This is a genomic window from Enterobacter sp. 342, assembly GCF_036663495.1.
Classification (GTDB): domain Bacteria; phylum Pseudomonadota; class Gammaproteobacteria; order Enterobacterales; family Enterobacteriaceae; genus Enterobacter.
Genome location: NZ_JAWUEI010000002.1, coordinates 40,103 through 59,921 on the forward strand (window position 1 = coordinate 40,103; position 19,819 = coordinate 59,921).

At 55.0% G+C, this 19,819-nt stretch carries 19 protein-coding genes; 11 read left to right on the plus strand and 8 right to left on the minus strand.

Features of this window, described 5'->3' with window-relative positions; translation table 11 throughout:
• Positions 1–3: 3 nt before the first annotated feature.
• From galT to modE, 4 genes are all read right to left on the minus strand, one after another.
• The gene (gene galT / locus V6E55_RS02225; RefSeq protein ID WP_316942062.1) at positions 4–1,050 is read right to left on the minus strand and encodes a galactose-1-phosphate uridylyltransferase; all 1,047 of its coding nucleotides are present in this window, start codon (positions 1,048–1,050) and stop codon (positions 4–6) included.
• A 9-nt stretch (positions 1,051–1,059) separates the two neighbouring features.
• Complete coding sequence (galE, locus tag V6E55_RS02230; protein WP_316942063.1) at positions 1,060–2,076, minus strand: UDP-glucose 4-epimerase GalE; 1,017 nt, start codon at positions 2,074–2,076, stop codon at positions 1,060–1,062.
• A 201-nt stretch (positions 2,077–2,277) separates the two neighbouring features.
• Positions 2,278–3,750, minus strand: coding sequence for a molybdate ABC transporter ATP-binding protein ModF (modF, locus tag V6E55_RS02235; RefSeq protein WP_316942064.1), 1,473 nt, complete (start codon positions 3,748–3,750; stop codon positions 2,278–2,280).
• A 67-nt stretch (positions 3,751–3,817) separates the two neighbouring features.
• Positions 3,818–4,606 (minus strand): molybdenum-dependent transcriptional regulator, encoded by a 789-nt coding sequence (gene modE / locus V6E55_RS02240; protein WP_316942065.1) that lies wholly within the window; start codon positions 4,604–4,606, stop codon positions 3,818–3,820.
• 127 nt (positions 4,607–4,733) lie between these two features.
• Here modE and V6E55_RS02245 point away from each other — a divergent pair, with 127 nt between their 5' ends.
• The 4 genes from V6E55_RS02245 to modC all read left to right on the plus strand — a co-directional run bounded on the left by V6E55_RS02245 (position 4,734) and on the right by modC (position 7,585).
• Positions 4,734–4,883, plus strand: coding sequence for an AcrZ family multidrug efflux pump-associated protein (locus tag V6E55_RS02245; protein WP_008501118.1), 150 nt, complete (start codon positions 4,734–4,736; stop codon positions 4,881–4,883).
• A 178-nt stretch (positions 4,884–5,061) separates the two neighbouring features.
• Positions 5,062–5,835: a molybdate ABC transporter substrate-binding protein gene (gene modA, locus V6E55_RS02250; RefSeq protein ID WP_316942066.1), complete on the plus strand. Its 774-nt coding sequence runs from the start codon at positions 5,062–5,064 to the stop codon at positions 5,833–5,835.
• Positions 5,835–6,524: a molybdate ABC transporter permease subunit gene (modB, locus tag V6E55_RS02255; RefSeq protein ID WP_114978408.1), complete on the plus strand. Its 690-nt coding sequence runs from the start codon at positions 5,835–5,837 to the stop codon at positions 6,522–6,524. The genes modA and modB overlap by 1 nt, the downstream gene beginning before the upstream one ends.
• A gap of 2 nt (positions 6,525–6,526) precedes the next feature.
• Complete coding sequence (gene modC, locus V6E55_RS02260; protein WP_114978409.1) at positions 6,527–7,585, plus strand: molybdenum ABC transporter ATP-binding protein ModC; 1,059 nt, start codon at positions 6,527–6,529, stop codon at positions 7,583–7,585.
• Here modC and V6E55_RS02265 read toward each other — a convergent pair whose 3' ends face one another.
• Positions 7,586–8,404, minus strand: a complete 819-nt coding sequence (locus V6E55_RS02265) for a pyridoxal phosphatase (protein WP_316942067.1) — start codon at positions 8,402–8,404, stop codon at positions 7,586–7,588. It abuts the gene before it with no gap.
• Between the two features lie 140 nt (positions 8,405–8,544).
• Here V6E55_RS02265 and pgl point away from each other — a divergent pair, with 140 nt between their 5' ends.
• Together pgl and tisB are read left to right on the plus strand one after the other, a co-directional pair.
• Positions 8,545–9,540, plus strand: coding sequence for a 6-phosphogluconolactonase (gene pgl / locus V6E55_RS02270; RefSeq protein WP_316942069.1), 996 nt, complete (start codon positions 8,545–8,547; stop codon positions 9,538–9,540).
• Positions 9,541–9,983: 443 nt separating this feature from the next.
• Positions 9,984–10,073, plus strand: a complete 90-nt coding sequence (tisB, locus tag V6E55_RS02275; RefSeq protein ID WP_129996418.1) for a type I toxin-antitoxin system toxin TisB — start codon at positions 9,984–9,986, stop codon at positions 10,071–10,073.
• Positions 10,074–10,125: 52 nt separating this feature from the next.
• Here tisB and V6E55_RS02280 read toward each other — a convergent pair whose 3' ends face one another.
• Positions 10,126–11,409 carry a putative acyl-CoA thioester hydrolase gene (locus tag V6E55_RS02280; protein ID WP_114978413.1) on the minus strand — a complete coding sequence of 428 codons (1,284 nt, stop codon included), beginning with the start codon at positions 11,407–11,409 and terminating at the stop codon, positions 10,126–10,128.
• A 224-nt stretch (positions 11,410–11,633) separates the two neighbouring features.
• On the opposite strand from V6E55_RS02280, the gene hutI reads away from it, so the two are divergent.
• From hutI to hutH, 5 genes are all read left to right on the plus strand, one after another.
• Entirely contained in the window at positions 11,634–12,857 is a 1,224-nt protein-coding gene (gene hutI, locus V6E55_RS02285; protein WP_316942071.1) for an imidazolonepropionase, read from the plus strand.
• Complete coding sequence (gene hutG / locus V6E55_RS02290) at positions 12,854–13,792, plus strand: formimidoylglutamase (protein ID WP_316942072.1); 939 nt, start codon at positions 12,854–12,856, stop codon at positions 13,790–13,792. The genes hutI and hutG overlap by 4 nt, the downstream gene beginning before the upstream one ends.
• A gap of 19 nt (positions 13,793–13,811) precedes the next feature.
• Positions 13,812–14,546 carry a histidine utilization repressor gene (locus V6E55_RS02295; protein WP_236919747.1) on the plus strand — a complete coding sequence of 245 codons (735 nt, stop codon included), beginning with the start codon at positions 13,812–13,814 and terminating at the stop codon, positions 14,544–14,546.
• A 127-nt stretch (positions 14,547–14,673) separates the two neighbouring features.
• Positions 14,674–16,362: a urocanate hydratase gene (gene hutU / locus V6E55_RS02300; RefSeq protein WP_316942074.1), complete on the plus strand. Its 1,689-nt coding sequence runs from the start codon at positions 14,674–14,676 to the stop codon at positions 16,360–16,362.
• Complete coding sequence (hutH, locus tag V6E55_RS02305; RefSeq protein WP_316942076.1) at positions 16,359–17,879, plus strand: histidine ammonia-lyase; 1,521 nt, start codon at positions 16,359–16,361, stop codon at positions 17,877–17,879. The genes hutU and hutH overlap by 4 nt, the downstream gene beginning before the upstream one ends.
• Positions 17,880–17,965: 86 nt before the next feature.
• Here the strand turns inward: hutH and V6E55_RS02310 are convergent, their stop codons facing one another.
• Both V6E55_RS02310 and bioA read right to left on the minus strand, forming a co-directional pair.
• Positions 17,966–18,442, minus strand: coding sequence for a kinase inhibitor (locus V6E55_RS02310; RefSeq protein WP_014883071.1), 477 nt, complete (start codon positions 18,440–18,442; stop codon positions 17,966–17,968).
• A 48-nt stretch (positions 18,443–18,490) separates the two neighbouring features.
• Positions 18,491–19,798, minus strand: a complete 1,308-nt coding sequence (gene bioA, locus V6E55_RS02315; RefSeq protein WP_316942077.1) for an adenosylmethionine--8-amino-7-oxononanoate transaminase — start codon at positions 19,796–19,798, stop codon at positions 18,491–18,493.
• Positions 19,799–19,819 lie beyond the last annotated feature (21 nt).

Consider the following 19,819-nt stretch of genomic DNA (forward strand, 5'->3'; position numbering starts at 1 on the left):
TTTTTAGACTCCTGATTCGCGATAGTGGACGTCGCTGACGGCACGCAGACGTTCTGCCGCCTGTTCCGCCGTCAGGTCACGCTGCGTTTCCGCCAGCATTTCATAGCCCACCATAAATTTACGTACCGTCGCAGAACGCAGCAGCGGCGGATAGAAATGGGCATGCAACTGCCAGTGTTGATTCTCTTCACCGTTAAACGGTGCGCCGTGCCAGCCCATGGAGTACGGGAAGGAGCACTGGAACAGATTGTCATAACGGCTGGTCAGTTTTTTCAGTGCCAGAGCAAGGTCGTCGCGCTGTGCGTCACTGAGGTCCGTAATGCGCTGCACGTGTGCTTTTGGCAGCAACAGCGTTTCGAAGGGCCAGGCGGCCCAGTAAGGCACCACGGCCAGCCAGTGTTCGGTTTCCACCACAGTGCGGCTGCCATCTGCCAGCTCACGTTGGGTGTAGTCCACCAGCATTGAAGAACCGTTTTCCGCGTAATAGGTTTTTTGCAGACGGTCTTCACGTTCGGCTTCGTTAGGCAGGAAACTGTTCGCCCAGATCTGCCCGTGCGGATGCGGGTTAGAGCAGCCCATAGCCGCACCTTTGTTTTCAAACACCTGCACCCATGGGTAAGTCTGACCCAGCTCTGCGGTTTGCGTTTGCCAGGTGTTTACTACTTCTTTCAGTGCCTCAATGCTCAGTTCCGGCAGCGTTTTGCTGTGATCGGGCGAGAAGCAGATCACGCGGCTGGTTCCGCGCGCGCTTTCGCAGCGCATCAGCGGATCGTGGCTTTCCGGCGCGTCCGGCGTGTCGGTCATCAGGGCGGCAAAATCGTTGGTAAAGACGAAGGTGCCTTTGTAGTCCGGGTTTTTATCTCCGGTGACGCGGGTGTTACCCGGACACAGGAAGCAGTCCGGATCATGCTGTGGCAGTGTCTGTTTCGCAGGCGTCTCCTGCGCCCCCTGCCAGGGGCGCTTGGCGCGATGCGGAGAAACTAAAATCCATTGCCCGCTTAACGGGTTAAAACGACGATGCGGATGATCGACGGGATTAAATGAAGTCATGACGGATCCTTAGTCCGGATAACCTTGTGGGTGGCGGGACTGCCAGTGCCAGGTATCCTGTGCCATTTCATCCAGCGTGCGGGTAACACGCCAGTTAAGCTCTTTATCGGCTTTGGAGGCATCGGCCCAGTAAGCAGGAAGGTCACCTTCACGACGCGGTGCGAAGTGATAGTTCACCGGCTTACCGCAGGCTTTGCTGAAGGCATTAACCACATCCAGCACGCTGCTGCCGATCCCGGCGCCGAGGTTATAAATATGTACGCCCGGCTTGTTTGCCAGTTGCTGCATGGCCGCCACGTGCCCGTCGGCCAGATCCATAACGTGGATGTAATCACGCACGCCGGTGCCATCTTCGGTTGGATAGTCATTACCAAAAATTGCCAGTGAGTCACGACGACCAACTGCAACCTGTGCGATATACGGCATCAGGTTGTTGGGAATACCCTGAGGATCTTCACCCATGTCACCTGATGAATGTGCACCGACCGGGTTGAAGTAGCGCAGCAACGCAATGCTCCACTCAGGCTGTGCTCTTTGCAGATCGGTCAGGATCTGTTCCACCATCAGTTTGCTTTTGCCATACGGACTTTGCGGCGTACCGGTTGGGAAACTTTCAACGTAAGGGATTTTGGGCTGGTCACCATAGACGGTGGCGGATGAGCTGAAGATAAAGTTTTTGACGTTTGCCGCACGCATGGCGGAGATTAAACGCAAGGTTCCGTTGACGTTGTTGTCGTAATACTCCAGCGGTTTCGCAACGGATTCACCGACCGCCTTCAGGCCGGCGAAGTGGATCACCGTTTCAATGGCGTGGTCGTGAAGGATCTCGGTCATCAGCGCTTCATTGCGGATGTCGCCTTCCACGAACGTTGGCTGTTTACCGCCAAGACGTTCAATTACAGGCAGCACGCTGCGCTTACTATTGCACAGGTTGTCGAGGATGATGACATCATGACCATTTTGCAGCAGTTGCACACAGGTATGACTTCCGATGTAACCGCTACCACCTGTTACCAGAACTCGCATATTTCGCTCCATTGGGCTTATGGTATGTAATAACCATAGCATAACAGAGTCGCGAAAAGTGTGACATGGGATAAAATAGTGGAATCGTTTACACTGTTTTTAAATACCGATTTTCAGATGTCGTGTGGCATTGTAGATCAAAGGGATAGAGATGTCTTAATGCAGGTTATCTGAAAAACGGAGGGCTGAGCCCTCCGGAGTTTAGTCTATTTTGCTCAGCAGATAATCATAGCGTTCACCGTCAGGGACAAACTCCAGACGGTGTGTGATGCAGTATGGGGCGTCTTCGGCATGGTGTGAAACAAACAGCAGTTGCGTTTCGCCTTCATTAATGAGGACATCCACAAAGCGGCGGATTAACTGTCGGTTCAGCGGGTCCAGTCCCTGCAGGGGTTCATCGAGGATCAGAAGCGTAGGGTGCTTCACCAGGGCGCGAACGATCAGCGCCAGCCGCTGCTGCCCCCACGACAGACTATGAAACGGCGCGTCAGCGACCCGGGTATCCATTCCAAGAATATCCAGCCATTGCTGAGCCAGCTTGTGCTGTTTGTCCGATACCGCCTGATAAATGCCGATGGAATCAAAATACCCGGAGAGGATCACATTGCGCACCGTTGTGCTGACACGGTAATCCAGATGCAGGCTGCTGCTGACATAACCGATATGCTTTTTGATATCCCAGATGGTTTCACCACTGCCGCGACGCCGACCAAACAGCGTGAGATCGTTACTGTAACCCTGAGGATGATCCCCGGTGATCAGGCTCAGCAGCGTCGATTTCCCCGCGCCATTAGGGCCAACAATCTGCCAGTGCTCGCCAGGATTGACTGTCCAGTTGAGGTGGTTAAGGATTGGGCGATCGTCATAAGAGACAAGTCCATCACGCAGCATGATGCGCGGCTGGTGAGGAGCAAGTGCATGCCGGGCTGAAGGGGCGTCGGGTTCCGGAAGCGTGATTCCATCAAGCTGTTCACTGTGTGCGAGTTGCGCAATTAATGCCTGCTTAAGCAGTACTGATTTTTCGCCGGTTTCAGTCAAGTTACAGTCGGCCAGCACACCTGCATTCTGGATAAAATCCGGAATTTCATCGAAGCGGTTAAGCACCAGCACAACGGTATATCCCTGCTGGTTAAGCGAACCCAGCAGAGTTGCCAGCTGGGCGAGAGACTGCACGTCAAGACCATCGAACGGTTCGTCGAGGATAAGCAACTCAGGTTCGCTCATCAAAGCCTGACAAAGCAGCGTTTTCCGCGTCTCGCCGGTTGAAAGATACTTAAAGCGGCGGTTCAGCAGGGCGGTGATGCCGAACTGTTCTGCCAGGTGCTGGCAACGGGCGGGATCGTTCACCTCATCCTGAATAATCTCCGCTGTCGTGCGGCCGGTATCTTCTTCACCAGGGCTGAGTAAATCGGTATTGTTGCGCTGCCATTCGTCACTCACAAGCTTTTGCAGTTGTTCAAATGACAGGCGTGTCAGGCGCGAAAAATGGCGCTGATATTCACCTTTGAGAAGAGGGAGCTCGCCAGCCAACGCACGGGCAAGGGCTGATTTACCGCTGCCGTTCGTGCCGACAAATGCCCAGCTTTCACCTGCGCGTATTGCCAAATCGGCAATCGTCAGTGTTCGGGTATCGCTAAGACGAAACGTGCCTTGCGAAATATGCAATGATGACATAATTTATCCCATTTTTTGCAGCAACAGATGTCAGGGATACTCACTGTCGGTACGATTGTCAATGTGCTCAGCACAATGTGGCGATAATCACCCGGTCTGCGTTGAAATATGCGGTGACTACAGCACCTTCTTCTAATCCGTCAGCCTCGCTAAGCGGCACCGTCGCGCAGAGCATTTGTCCGTCCGCCAGGGTCATCAGCACTTCACTCTGTTCTTCACCGTGCTCGATGTGGCTGATTGCACCGTGAAGCTGGTTATCGGCTGCCTTTGCTGTATCGGGATTGCTCGTGATATTGACCCATGGCGCTTTCAGTAACACCAGCACCTCTTTACCTTCATTCAGCTCAAGACGTTTTGCACTCTGCGACGTTATTGCGGCTTTCAGGCGGGTAGTCCCATCGGCAAGCAGGATCTCGATATGCTGCTGTATCTGGAGATTATCGCGTGCCGTTACCGTACCAAACCACTGGTTACGGGCGCTGGTTTGTAACGAGAAACGGGATATGGCGGCCAGCAAACTGTCCAGCGGGAGATTGTCGTCATCACTCAACACATCAAACGCTTTTTGCTGGATCTGGGCCAGGAGATCGTAAAGCTGAATCAGACGCTGGCCATAACGCGTAACCACTGCACCGCCGCCGCCTTTACCGCCTGTGGCTCTGTCCACCAGCGGTTGCTCGCTCAGGGTGTTCATCTCGTTGATGGCATCCCAGGCGCTTTTGTAACTGATACCGGCGTTTTTTGCCCCCTGGCTAATCGAGCCTGTTTGTTCTATCTGTTTAAGCAGGGTGATACGACGCGGATCGGCGAAAAGCTTTTGCTGAAGTCGGAGGGTGAGGAGAATTTCGGCCTGCATAACAGTATCCTGGCAAAAAGAGTATTGTGACCCAAATGGTGCAGGGCGCAAAGGGTACCGCACAAAAGGGGATGTTTTTCTCACTTGAAAGGGTAGAATAAGCTATTCACAATCTCTGGAGAAAACCATGTTAGAGTTGTTAAAAAGTCTGGTATTCGCCGTGATCATGGTACCAGTAGTGATGGCCATCATCCTCGGTGCCATCTACGGCCTGGGTGAAGTGTTCAACGTCTTTTCGAACATTGGTCACCGAGACCAGGCTAAAAAGCAGCATTAATTCCCTACAAAACGCCCGGCCAGTCCGGGCGTTTTGCTCTCAAGATTTTCTCCTTTTCGCCGATATTCTTTAAACCACCAGACCGACTTACTCCTTGAGCGGTAAGATTAAACGCTGGGATCTCTTTGAAGTTATCGTTATATTGGTATGTATATAACGATACTGACAGGAGTGACAAATGGCTTGTTCATGGGTACGCCTTTTCGCAGGGGCAACACTGACGCTTTCTCTTACCGGATACGCGCTGGCAGACGACGGTAAAATTACGGTCTTTGCGGCGGCGTCGCTGACCAATGCGTTGCAGGATATCGCTGCTGTGTATAAAAAAGAGAAGAACGTTGATGTAGTCTCCTCTTTTGCATCTTCCTCAACGCTGGCACGCCAGATTGAAGCGGGTGCACCGGCAGATCTGTTTATCTCAGCCGACCAGAAGTGGATGGATTACGCGGCGGGTAAAAAATCTGTTGATGTGGCGACCCGCGAAACACTGCTGGGGAATAGCCTCGTCGTGGTTGCGCCGAAAGCAAGTGCACAGAGCGACATCACTATCAACAGTAAGACTAACTGGATCAGCCTGCTAAATGGTGGCCGCCTGGCGGTGGGGGATCCTGAGCACGTACCGGCCGGGATCTACGCCAAAGAAGCGCTGCAAAAACTGGGCGCATGGGAGACATTGTCACCGAAACTGGCCCCGGCTGAAGATGTCCGCGGTGCGCTGGCGCTGGTGGAACGCAACGAAGCTCCGCTGGGTATTGTCTACGGTTCTGATGCCATTGCCAGCAAAGGTGTCAAAGTGGTGGGGACCTTCCCGGAAGACTCCCACAAGAAAGTGGAATACCCTGTTGCGATTGTTGATGGACATAAAAATGCGACGGTTTCTGCCTTTTATGATTATCTGAAAGGACCAGAAGCCTCTGCAATCTTTAAACGTTATGGATTTACAACTCACTGATGATATTGACCGATCCTGAATGGCAGGCCGTGCTGCTGAGCCTTAAAGTCTCTTCCCTGGCAGTCGTGCTGAGTTTGCCCTTCGGGATCTTCTTTGCCTGGTTACTGGTCCGCTGTAAGTTTCCAGGTAAAGCCCTGTTGGACAGTGTGCTTCATCTTCCCCTCGTGTTGCCGCCCGTGGTGGTCGGTTATCTGTTACTGATTTCAATGGGACGTCGCGGCTTTATCGGTGAGAAGCTCTATGACTGGTTTGGGCTGACGTTTGCTTTTAGCTGGCGCGGTGCGGTACTGGCGGCGGCGGTGATGTCATTCCCTCTGATGGTCAGGGCTATCCGTCTGGCGCTGGAGGGGGTGGATCTCAAGCTGGAACAGGCGGCCCGCACGCTGGGCGCCGGGCGCTGGCGCGTTTTCTTTACCATTACGCTGCCGCTGACATTACCCGGCATTATTGTCGGTACGGTGTTGGCCTTTGCCCGCTCGCTGGGCGAGTTTGGCGCGACAATTACCTTTGTGTCGAATATCCCCGGTGAGACTCGAACGATTCCGTCGGCCATGTACACCCTGATTCAGACGCCGGGTGGAGAAAGTGCCGCAGCGCGACTGTGCATTATATCAATCGTATTAGCGCTGGTATCATTGCTGGTGTCGGAATGGCTGGCGCGACTCAGCCGTGAGCGGATGGGGAAATAGTCATGCTGGAGCTTCAATTTACCCAGACGCTGGGAAATCATACCCTGACGATTAATGAAACGCTGCCAGCCAGTGGCATCACCGCTATTTTTGGCGTGTCTGGCGCGGGGAAAACGTCGTTGATTAATGCAATCAGCGGTCTGACCCGCCCGCAATCAGGGCGCATTGTATTAAATAACCGCGTCTTAAATGACGTGGAAAATAAAGTGTATCTTTCGCCGGATAAACGCCGTATTGGCTATGTTTTCCAGGATGCACGATTATTTCCGCACTACAGTGTGCGCGGAAATTTGCGTTATGGCATGGCGAAAAGCATGGCCGGTCAGTTTGATAAGCTGGTGACCCTTTTAGGGATTGAACCGCTGCTCGACAGGCTGCCATCTTCGCTTTCCGGCGGCGAGAAACAGCGTGTGGCGATTGGCCGGGCGTTACTGACCGCGCCAGAGTTGCTGTTGCTCGATGAACCTCTGGCCTCGCTGGATATTCCGCGTAAACGTGAACTCCTGCCGTATCTGCAGCGCCTGACGCGTGAAATTAATATTCCGATGCTCTACGTTAGCCACTCGCTGGATGAGATCCTGCATCTGGCCGATAAAGTGCTGGTGCTTGAAGAGGGCAGTGTTAAGGCCTTCGGCAACCTGGAAGAGGTGTGGGGCAGCAGCGTGATGCACCCCTGGTTACCCAGGGAACAGCAGAGCAGCATTCTCAAAGTCAGCGTGCTGGAACACCATCCGCATTACGCAATGACTGCGCTGGCACTGGGCGATCAGCATCTGTGGGTCAACAAAATCGACAAACCGTTGCAGTCTGCGCTGCGTATTCGTATTCAGGCGTCGGATGTCTCTCTGGTCTTGCAACCGCCGTTGCAGACCAGTATCCGAAATATTCTGCGTGCGAAAGTGGCGGAATGCTTTGATGATAACGGCCAGGTTGAAGTAAAGCTTGAGGTCGGCAGCAGGACGCTCTGGGCGCGTATCAGCCCGTGGGCCAGAGATGAATTGGGGATCAAACCCGGCCTCTGGCTTTACGCGCAAATTAAGAGCGTCTCGATCACCGCCTGATTACAGCAGGTGAGTATAAATGTACTGCGCGATACTGTCGGTAGTGTTATCGCCAATCACCACGTTGGCGCGCGCTTTCACCGCGTCATCGGCATTGCCCATCGCCACGCCGGTACCGGCGGCTTCCAGCATGCTGATGTCGTTGTAGTTGTCGCCAAAGGCGATCACGTCACGCATCGACCACCCCTGAGATTCCACATACTGTGTCAGACGTTTGCCTTTGCTGTTGCCTTTGCGGGCGATATCAACCTGGTCATGCCAGGACCATTCACACTCCAGACCCAGAGTCTCTTCCACGTGTTTTGCGAAGGTATTCAGTTTGGTGGTGTCTTCATCCGTTAGCGCGAATTTCCAGATAGCATCAACATCCTTCGCCGCCTGGCGCATAGAGGATATCTGGGTAAAGACCGGACGCTGGGCTTCAGGCAGGGACTGCGCCCAGTTGCTGGTGCGTATCACATGGCCGGTCGGGCGTTCATAGACCATCGCGTTATCCACATACATCAGGCCGTGTACGGCGTGTTCATCCAGCAGATCAATCAATTGCAGCGCCTGAGGAACCGGCAGCGGATCAGATTCCAGAACCTTTTTCGCCTGATAATCATACAAATAAGTGCCATTACAACAAATTGCAGGTGTATCTAACGCCAGTGCCTGATAAAAAGGGTGAATGGCAACGTGATGTCGACCCGTTACGATAAGGAGTTGATATCCCACTTCCTGCGCGCGTTTAAGCGCTTCAAGGGAGGAGGGGAGGAGGGTTTTTTGCGGCGTCAGTAAGGTACCGTCTAAATCCAGAGCAATCACACGCGAGGTCATTTGTTTTTCCGGGTTAATATTGAATTTACGTTTTGATGGGATGGTACACCGAGAGGCGGATGCTTCAAAACTCCTGTCGACAATTCAGCATTCACCGTCAAAAGTTAACTACTTTCATGCGCAGTGAGGAGTGAATATTCATGAAACAAACCGTTTATACCGCCAGTCCTGAAAGCCAGCAGATCCACGTCTGGCGTTTAAATACCGAGGGGACACTCACGCTGGTTCAGGTTGTTGATGTGCCAGGCCAGGTGCAGCCGATGGTCATCAGTCCGGATAAACGTTTCTTGTACGTGGGTGTACGCCCGGAGTTTCGCGTGCTGGCTTACCGTATTTCTCCGGATGACGGCGCGCTGACTTACACTGCCGAAGCGCCATTGCCGGGCAGCCCAACCCATATTTCAACCGATCATAAAGGTAACTTTGTCTTCAGTGGCTCTTATAACGCGGGCTGTGTCAGTGTTACACGTCTGGACGACGGCATCCCGGTCGAGACTGTGGATGTGGTGGAAGGGCTGGAAGGCTGCCACTCGGCGAATATCACGCCGGACAACCGCACGCTGTGGGTGCCAGCGCTGAAGCAGGATCGTATCTGCCTGTTCACCCTGAGCAACGATGGCCACCTGGTGGCACAGAATCCGGCGGAAGTGACCACCGTAGAGGGGGCTGGGCCGCGTCATATGGTCTTCCATCCGAACCAGCAGTACGCCTACGTTGTGAACGAACTGAACAGCTCGGTGGACGTCTGGGAACTGAAGGACCCTAACGGCCAGATTGAGTGCGTGCAGACGCTGGATATGATGCCATCTGACTTCTCTGACACCCGTTGGGCTGCGGATATTCACATTACGCCAAATGGCCGCCATTTGTACGCCTGTGATCGTACCTCCAGCCTGATTACCGTGTTTAGTGTCTCGGAAGATGGCAGTGTGCTGGCGATTGAAGGATTCCAGCCAACGGAAACCCAGCCGCGCGGTTTTAATATCGACCACAGTGGTAAATATCTGATTGCAGCAGGGCAGAAATCCCACCACATTGCGTTGTATGAAATCAAAGGCGAGCAGGGCCTGCTGGAAGAGAAAGGGCGCTATGCAGTAGGCCAGGGGCCGATGTGGGTGGTGGTTAACGCCCACTAAGCGGCTTAAAACAAAAAACCTCGCGAATGCGAGGTTTTTTTATGCCCGGTGGTCGCCGGGTGAGCACATCAAAACGTAACCAACCTGATCATCATAGTATTGGCTTAAGGCGATGTAAATTCATCGTCAACGAAGAAAAGAGAATACGGAATGATTAGTGATTGGTATTTATAAAATAATCAGTTAGTTAGGTGCATTTGCTTTATAAATTCCTAAACTGGCTTTAACTGTATTTATGTACAGTGATGGTTTGATATCATTATGTCCGTTGGTTCGATGTGTTGCAGTTCCGTAATTAAGGATCCTTTTTAAGACCTGGCCGTCGGGTGGTGCCGACGGTGCCTAAACTGCGGAGCACATCAAAACATAACCAACACACTTCTGGTGACAGGCAGCGGAAAGGTAAACCAGAGGAGAAGTGCTCTATACCAAAGGAGTGGCGTATGAGCGGTGTGGAATGGGCAATTCTGTTCCTGCAACTCATGGTTGCGATTATGCAACTATTGGATGCGTATCTTAAGTTCGGTACCTGACGTATCCAGTCGCAGTAAAAAGGGGGATTAACATCCCCCTTTTACTCTTATCTTACTGCTTCGGCTCAGCAACTACTTTGCTACCCAGACCGCGGTTGTTGTATTCCCACATGCGGTTGAAGTTAGCGTCGTTCAGGTTGCGCTGCACGTTTCCTTTATCGTCCACCGCACCGGTATTGCCGGAGAACGGACGTTTGGAGATTGCGGCATCTGCCCATGGCTTCGCCATGTTAAAGCCTTCGTTGATCACGCTATCGCGGATCACCACCTGACCGTTGGTAGCAGAGTCCACATCCAGGGAACGGCCCAGTTGCGCCACGCCATCACCGGCAGCATTGAAGCGGCTGTTGACGGCGAGGAAACCGTAGAACAGGTTAGATTGTGTTGCTGGCGCAAACACGTAACCTTCCTGCTGAGTACGTGAGTTCACCACGCGGAAGTCGGTGTTATCAAACACCACCGCGCCACGACCGGATACCAGGTCAACGTCACCTTCAATGTAGCTGTTGGTGACCAGCGTACGGGTCAGACGGTTATTCTGCAGGGTGTTCTGTACACCGCTGTTGGTCACGAAGAAGGTGTTCTGACGACCCAGAATGTTCACGTTGTTGATCTGGACCTTGTCACCATCGCTACGCAGCGCCACGGCCTGATGGTTACCTGCATCGACGCTGTCACCCAGGGTGTTCTGAATGGTCAGGTTCTGCAATTGCAGACCGTTGTTCTGAGACCAGACAACCGCTGAACACATCATGCCAACGGTAGCGGCACGCTTGCTCTGGCAGTTATCAAACATGTACCACGCAGGTTTACCCGGCATGTATTTACCGGCTGGGTTCACCAGGTGGCGCCAGGCGTTGCTGTCGATTTCGGAATCAATCGCCAGGCCAATTTTTACGTCGATCGCTTTTTCGCCCAGACCGTAAAGGGTAATACTGCCTGGTGCAGCCGGAACGTAAACGGTGCCTTCATATTCGCCTGGCAGGATCGCGATGTACTGACGAGAAGCGCTGTGCTTCGTGATGGCAGCATCAACCGCAGCCTGAATAGAGGTATGCGTTACACCCTGCGCACCTGCTGGCCCAACGACGAAGTCAGGCTGTTTTGGCAGGTTAATAGAAGACGGTGTCCACGGCGCAGCGTTGGGTTCCATCGCCGAGAAGTAGTGTGCACGGTCGAAGTTCTTCGCTTCATCAGCGGACAAAATCGGGCGGGAGGCGGTACCCGGTGCTACCTGCTCAGAAGGCAGCTGATCCGGTGGTGTTGAACTGCATGCGGATAATGTCACGCCAAAGGCGAGTGCTAACGCCAGACGGGAAATCCTGGAAATGTTCAAGGTAAAGCTCCTGGGTATGCAAGTCTTAACGGGATAGACGAAATAGCCTGCTTTTTTATACTAAGTTGAGCGAAACGGGAAGTTAAAAAGGGTAAAAGTTGCATTTTTTGCCCTCGGGGGGCGGGAAAGTCATCACAAATAAATAACATTTTCCATCAGGACGGTTGACAGCGGGCAGTGGATGAAAATAAATGTCTATACAACCCATGACAAGTGGAATACTCATGCAGCAGCTTCATCCCGACGATGTAATATGGCGAAATGCGCGACTGGCAACGATGGATCCGGAAGGCGACGCGCCGTATGGCCTGAAAGAGCAACACGCTCTGGTGGTGCGCGGCCAAACCATTCAGGCCGTGATCCCTGAATCTGAAATACCTTCAGGACACCGTCACAGCGTCGATCTTCAGGGACGTCTGGTTACACCAGGCCTGATTGACTGCCATACCCACCTGGTGTTTGGTGGTGATCGCGCGGCGGAGTGGGAGCAGCGTCTGAACGGTGTCTCTTATCAAACGATCAGCGCCCAGGGAGGCGGGATTAACGCTACTGTGACGGCGACGCGCAACAGTTCACCTGAAATCCTGCTGAAACTGGCGCAACAGCGGCTGCAGCGTCTCATTAACGAAGGTGTGACGACGGTCGAGATTAAGTCCGGATACGGGCTAAACGCTGATGCCGAAGAGAAGATGTTGCAGGTTGCACGTCAGTTGAGCCTGACTAATTCGATAGAGATCAGTCCAACGCTGCTGGCTGCACATGCGGTTCCGGCGGAATACCGTCACGATCCGCAGGCATATCTTACGCTGGTGTGCGAGCAGATCATGCCTGAGTTGTGGCGCAAAGGATTATTCGAAGTCGTGGATGTTTTCTGCGAAAACGTTGGCTTCACGCCTGAGCAAACCGAGCGACTTTTCCGCGCCGCCACAGCGCTGGGTATTCCGGTGAAAGGGCATGTGGAACAGCTATCAAATCTGGGTGGCGCAGCGCTGGTCAGCCGTTACAGAGGGCTTTCCGCCGATCATATTGAATATCTCGACGACGCAGGCGTTCAGGCGATGGCGCAAAGCGGTACGGTTGCTGTATTGCTGCCTGGCGCTTTTTATTTTCTTCAGGAGCGCCAGCGACCGCCGGTTGAACAGCTCAGGAAACAGGGCGTGCCGATGGCCGTCGCGACCGACTATAACCCCGGCACTAGCCCGTTTGCCAGCCTGCACCTGGCGATGAACATGGCCTGCGTCCAGTTTGGTCTGACCCCTGAAGAGGCCTGGGCTGGCGTCACGCGACATGCCGCCCAGGCGCTGGGTCGTGGTGCAACCTACGGACAGTTACGGGCAGGATTTGTCGCCGATTTTATCGTCTGGGATGCTCACCATCCGGTAGAGATGGTCTACGAACCGGGACGCAATCCGCTGTATCAACGTATTTTCCGTGGGGAGGCAGTATGAGTTTATGGCGGCCCGTAGCTGAAACGGTCTGGCTGGGGCGCGACGACAGCGCCGAAGCCAGCAACGCAAAGCGCATTTTTCAGACGATACAGCAGCAGCCGAATTTCACGCCGCTTTCATCCGGCATTGCGCTGATAGGCTTTGAATGTGATGAAGGGGTTAAACGCAATCAGGGCAGACCCGGCGCCGTGCAGGCTCCGGATATTCTGCGAAAGGCGCTGGCGAATATGGCAAGCCATCAGGGGCACGAACGGCTCGCAGATATGGGCTCGGTTTACGTAGAAGGTGACGAGCTGGAAGCGGCCCAGCAGGCTTTAAGTGATGCCGTCACGGCTTGCCAGCAGTCCGGGATGCGTACACTGGTCTTTGGCGGCGGGCACGAAACTGCCTGGGCGCACGGACGCGGCCTTCTGGATGCGTTCCCGAATGAACGCGTGGTGGTGATAAATCTCGATGCACATCTTGACCTGCGCAAGGCTGACCGTGCCACCTCAGGCACTCCGTTTCGCCAGCTAGCGCATTACTGCGATGAGCACGGCCGGGAATTTCAGTACGCCTGCTTTGGCGTGAGCCGCGCGGCGAACACGATGGCACTCTGGGATGAGGCTGCACGTCTCAACGTCACGCTGGTGGAAGATTTGCATTTCAGGCGCGACGCGCTTTCTGCGCTGGAAAAGGTGCTGGCGTGGGCCGATCGTATCTACCTGACGATTGATCTGGACGTCCTGCCCGCCAGCGAAATGCCTGCCGTTTCCGCACCGGCAGCTTTAGGGGTTCCGGCGCTGGAACTTCTGCCAGTCATCGAAAAGATCTGCCGCAGTGGCAAGCTGCAGGCCGCTGATCTGGTAGAGTTTAACCCACAGTATGATCGAGACGGACAAGGCGCGAAGCTTGCCGCCCGTCTGGCCTGGCAAATTGCTCACTGGTGGGCATAACAACATTTAAGGAATCACGATGTTTTCACGCTCACCCCTGCCGCAGTCGAGCCCTCCCGCGCCTTTTTACGAAAAGGTGAAGCAGGCGATTAGCGAAAAAATCGCCACCGGTGTCTGGCGGCCTCACGACCGTATTCCTTCTGAGGCCGATCTGGTGGCACAGTTTGGTTTTAGTCGGATGACCATCAACCGGGCGCTACGCGAACTGACCGATGACGGTCTGCTGGTGCGCTTGCAGGGGGTCGGAACGTTTGTGGCGGAACCGAAAGGCCAATCAGCCCTGTTTGAAATCCGCAGTATTGCCGATGAGATCACCGCGCGTAACCATCAGCACCGTTGTGAGGTGTTGGTACTGGAAGAAACCCAGGCCAGCGCCGAGCAGGCCGTAGAGCTGAACGTCAAAGAGGGCAGCCGTATCTTCCACTCCGTGATGGTGCATTTTGAAAACGATATTCCGGTGCAGATTGAAGACCGCTGCGTGAACGCTGAACGGATACCGGACTATCTGAATCAGGATTACACCCAGACCACACCGCATGCGTATCTGTCGCTTGTCGCACCATTGACTGAAGGGGAGCACATTGTGGAGGCCGTGCGCGCCACGCCGCAGGAGTGTGAGCGGCTGCGCATTAAAGAGCACGATCCGTGCCTGCTGATCCGTCGTCGTACATGGTCGTCATCGCAAATTGTGTCGCATGCCAGACTGCTTTTCCCGGGTAACCGTTACCGGCTGCAGGGGCACTTTATGTCATAAGTTTTAAAAGCGTGATAGCTAACGCAATATAACAAAATTGTATCTTTTTTGTTAAATTCGACCTTGTGTGTGCTTGTCTATACAAGTATATCTAAATGCATCATCTGTCCCGTATGAGGAGCACACAATGTCGTCAGGTAAATACCGCCAGCAGGATGTCCGCGCCCCGCGCGGCACCACCCTTACCGCAAAAAGCTGGCTCACCGAAGCCCCGCTGCGCATGTTGATGAACAACCTTGATCCTGAGGTTGCGGAAAACCCCCACGAGCTGGTGGTCTACGGCGGCATAGGCCGCGCCGCGCGCAACTGGGAATGCTATGACGCAATTGTAAAATCCCTGACCGAACTCGAACACGACGAAACCCTGCTGGTGCAGTCCGGCAAACCGGTTGGCGTGTTCAAAACGCACAAAAACGCGCCGCGCGTGCTGATTGCTAACTCTAACCTCGTGCCGCACTGGGCAACCTGGGAACATTTTAACGAGCTGGACGCTAAAGGGCTGGCGATGTATGGCCAGATGACCGCCGGGAGCTGGATCTACATCGGCAGCCAGGGAATTGTCCAGGGCACCTACGAAACTTTCGTGGAAGCGGGTCGCCAGCACTATAACGGTTCGCTGAAAGGTCGCTGGGTATTGACCGCTGGTCTCGGCGGCATGGGCGGCGCGCAGCCACTGGCCGCCACCCTTGCCGGTGCCTGCTCGCTGAACATTGAGTGCCAGCAGAGCCGCATTGATTTCCGTCTGCGTACCCGTTACGTCGACGAACAGGCAACCAGCCTGGACGATGCGCTGGCGCGTATCAAAAAATACACAACCGAAGGCAAAGCGGTGTCGATTGCCCTGTGCGGCAACGCGGCAGATATTCTTCCTGAACTCGTGGCTCGCGGCGTGCGCCCGGATCTGGTGACCGACCAGACCAGCGCTCATGATCCGTTGCACGGTTACCTGCCAAAAGGCTGGACGTGGGAAGCCTACCAGCAAAAAGCGGAAACCGACCCGGAAGGTACGGTACTTGCTGCCAAACGTTCCATGGCAGAGCATGTCTCCACCATGCTGGCCTTTAGCAAGATGGGTATTCCTACCTTTGACTACGGCAACAACATCCGCCAGATGGCGAAAGAGATGGGCGTGAATAATGCCTTCGACTTCCCGGGCTTCGTTCCTGCTTATATTCGCCCGCTGTTCTGCCGCGGTATCGGTCCGTTCCGCTGGGTTGCCCTGTCCGGTGACCCGGAGGATATCTACAAAACCGACGCCAAAGTGAAAGAGATTGTCGCGGATGACGAACATCTGCACCACTGGCTGGATATGGCCCGCGAGCGCATCAACTTCCAGGGCTTACCGGCGCGCATCTGCTGGGTAGGGCTGGAGTGGCGGCAAAAACTGGGTCTGGCCTTTAACGAAATGGTGCGCAGCGGCGAAGTCTCCGCGCCGATTGTGATTGGCCGTGACCATCTGGACTCCGGTTCCGTTGCCAGCCCTAACCGTGAAACCGAAGCCATGCGCGACGGTTCGGATGCAGTCTCCGACTGGCCTTTGCTGAACGCCTTACTGAATACCGCCAGCGGCGCGACCTGGGTATCGCTGCACCACGGTGGCGGCGTGGGGATGGGCTTCTCCCAACATTCCGGGATGGTTATTGTCTGTGACGGAACGGATGAAGCTGCTGCGCGTATCGCTCGCGTGCTGCACAACGACCCGGCAACCGGTGTGATGCGTCACGCAGACGCTGGTTACGAGATTGCCATTGAATGTGCCAAAGAGCAGGGGCTAAACCTGCCGATGATCGCTGCCACACAAGGAAATCATGAATGAACGCCTTAACACTCACACCCGGCTCACTGACGCTCAAACAACTGCGTAGCGTCTGGCGTCAACCGGTCACGCTCTCGCTTGATGAAAGTGCCCACGCTGCGATCAACGACAGTGTTGCCTGCGTCGAAGCCATTGTTGCCGAAGGGCGCACCGCCTACGGCATTAACACCGGTTTTGGGCTGCTGGCGCAGACACGTATTGCGACACACGATCTGGAAAACTTACAGCGTTCGCTGGTGCTTTCACACGCGGCGGGGGTTGGCCAGCCGCTGGATGATGAGATTGTCCGCCTGATGATGGTGCTTAAAATCAACAGTCTGGCGCGCGGTTTCTCGGGTATTCGCCTGAGCGTGATCCAGGCGTTAATGGCGCTGGTGAACGCAGAAGTCTATCCGTGGATCCCGGCAAAAGGTTCTGTCGGTGCATCCGGCGATCTCGCGCCGCTGGCGCACATGTCGCTGCTGCTGCTTGGTGAAGGGCAGGCGCGCTGGAAGGGAGAGTGGCTTCCTGCGAAAGAGGCACTGAAAAAAGCCGGGTTGAACCCGATCACCCTGGCGGCAAAAGAGGGACTGGCGCTGCTGAACGGTACTCAGGCGTCCACGGCATTCGCTTTACGCGGCCTGTTTGAGGCTGAAGATCTTTTCGCCTCAGCAGTGGTGTGCGGAGCCTTGACCACTGAAGCTGTACTGGGCTCTCGTCGCCCGTTCGACGCCCGTATTCACGAGGTGCGCGGCCAGCGCGGACAAATTGATGCCGCTGCGATGTACCGTCATGTACTCACCGAAACCAGTGGTATTGCAGATTCACACCACAACTGTGAAAAGGTGCAGGATCCGTATTCCCTTCGTTGCCAGCCGCAGGTGATGGGCGCGTGTCTGACGCAACTGCGCCAGGCTGCAGAGGTGTTGCTGGTGGAAGCCAACGCGGTGTCCGATAACCCACTGGTATTCGCGCAGGAAAATGAAGTGGTGTCCGGCGGTAACTTCCATGCTGAGCCTGTGGCAATGGCGGCGGACAACATTGCCCTGGCGATTGCTGAAGTCGGTGCGTTGTCTGAACGCCGCATTGCGTTGATGATGGATAAACACATGTCTCAGTTGCCACCGTTCCTGGTACGTAACGGCGGGGTTAACTCGGGCTTTATGATTGCCCAGGTGACGGCGGCGGCTCTGGCGAGCGAGAACAAAGCCCTGTCGCATCCGCATAGCGTGGATAGCCTGCCAACATCGGCAAACCAGGAAGATCACGTTTCTATGGCACCGGCTGCCGGGCGTCGTTTGTGGGAGATGGCATCCAACACCCGTGGCGTGCTGGCGGTGGAATGGCTGGCGGCGTGTCAGGGAATCGATCTGCGCGAAGGGCTGAAATCCAGTCCGCTGCTGGAACAGGCGCGTCATGCGCTGCGCGAGCATGTATCGCATTATGACGACGACCGCTTCTTTGCGCCGGATATTGATAAAGCGATGCAGCTTCTGGAAGAAGGGCGGCTGGTGGGGCTGTTGCCTTCGGTGCTGTGATTTTTTGCCCGGTGGCGCTGCGCTTACCGGGCCCAGGAGTGCGAAATGTAGGCCGGGTAAGGCGTAGCCGCCACCCGGCTTTTTTTCTATGAATACATCGCCGTAATCGACGCGCTGCCCAGCGAATGGAAATGTACGTTAAACCCTACCATCGCGCCACTCGCCCCTTCATCCACCTCAATCTTGTCCACATCCAGCGCATGCACCGTGAAAATGTAGCGGTGGGTTTCCCCTTTTGGCGGCGCTGCGCCACCGTAACCTGCTTTACCAAAATCGGTACGGGTCTGAATCGCGCCTTCAGGCAGAGCAACCAGGCCAGAGCCGGAACCCTGTGGCAGTACGCGTGTGTCGGCGGGCAGGTTCGCCACAATCCAGTGCCACCAGCCTGAGCCTGTCGGTGCATCCGGGTCGTAACAGGTGACCACAAAACTTTTGGTTCCGGCCGGAACCTCGTCCCACGCCAGGTGCGGAGAGATATTATCCCCCTGGTACCCCATGCCGTTGAAAACATGACGCTCCGGCAGTTTTTCACCGTCGCGCAGATCTTTACTGATGATTTTCATACGATTTACCCTCGTTAATCACTCGTGCAGAAAGTGTAATGCATAGGGTTAAATCGCGAAATGCGCGGGAATGTTAACGGCTTCGACGACCGCGTCGGTTAGTTTACGCAACTGAACGGGCGTAATGATATACGGCGGCATCAGATAGATAAGCTTGCCGAATGGACGAACCCAGACGCCACGTTCGACAAAGAAGCGCTGCAGCGCTGCCATATTCACCGGATGGGTGGTTTCAATCACGCCGATGGCGCCCAGCACGCGTACGTCTGCCACAAAATTCGCACCAGAGGCAGCGCTCAGCTCTTCTTTCAACTGCGTCTCTATCGCTGCAACCTGCGTTTGCCACTCGCCGCTTTCCAGAATGGCAAGGCTTTCGCTCGCCACCGCGCAGGCCAGCGGATTGCCCATAAACGTCGGGCCGTGCATAAAGCAGCCCGCTTCACCGTCGCTTATAGTGTCGGCAACATGGCGGGTAGTCAGTGTGGCGGAAAGCGTCATCGTACCGCCGGTGAGCGCTTTACCCAGACACAGAATATCTGGCGCGATGCCCGCATGTTCACAGGCAAACAGCTTGCCGGTGCGGCCAAAGCCGGTGGCGATCTCATCGGCAATCAGCAGAATGCCCTCGCGATCACACATCTTGCGAATACGCCTCAGCCACTCAGGGTGGTACATCCGCATCCCGCCAGCCCCCTGCACGACAGGCTCCAGGATCACTGCAGCGATTTCATGACGATGCGCCGCCATCAGGCGGGCGAAACCGACCATGTCCATCTCGTTCCACTCGCCATCGAAGCGGCTCTGCGGGGCCGGAGCAAACAGGTTTTCCGGCAGATACCCCTTCCACAGGCTGTGCATAGAGTTATCCGGATCGCACACCGACATCGCCCCGAAGGTATCGCCGTGATAGCCGTTGCGGAAGGTCAGGAACCGCTGACGGGATTCCCCTCTGGCATGCCAGTACTGCAGCGCCATTTTCATCGCCACTTCCACCGCCACAGAACCGGAGTCTGCGAGGAACACGCACTCCAGGGCTTCAGGCGTCATTGCCACCAGGCGACGGCATAAATCCACCGCGGGCTGATGGGTGATCCCGCCAAACATCACGTGCGACATCTGGTCAATCTGCGCTTTCATTGCCGCATTCAGGCGCGGATGGTTGTACCCGTGAATAGCTGCCCACCAGGAAGACATCCCGTCAACCAGCGGCTCACCGCTGGCGAGGCGTAGCTCGCAACCGTGAGCCGAAGCCACCGGATAAACGGGAAGGGGGCTGGTGGTGGAGGTGTAAGGGTGCCAGATATGCTGCTTGTCGAAGGCGAGATCGTCCTGGGTCATAATCGACTTGTAAACCATTTTGAAAAGTTTTAGGTTTAC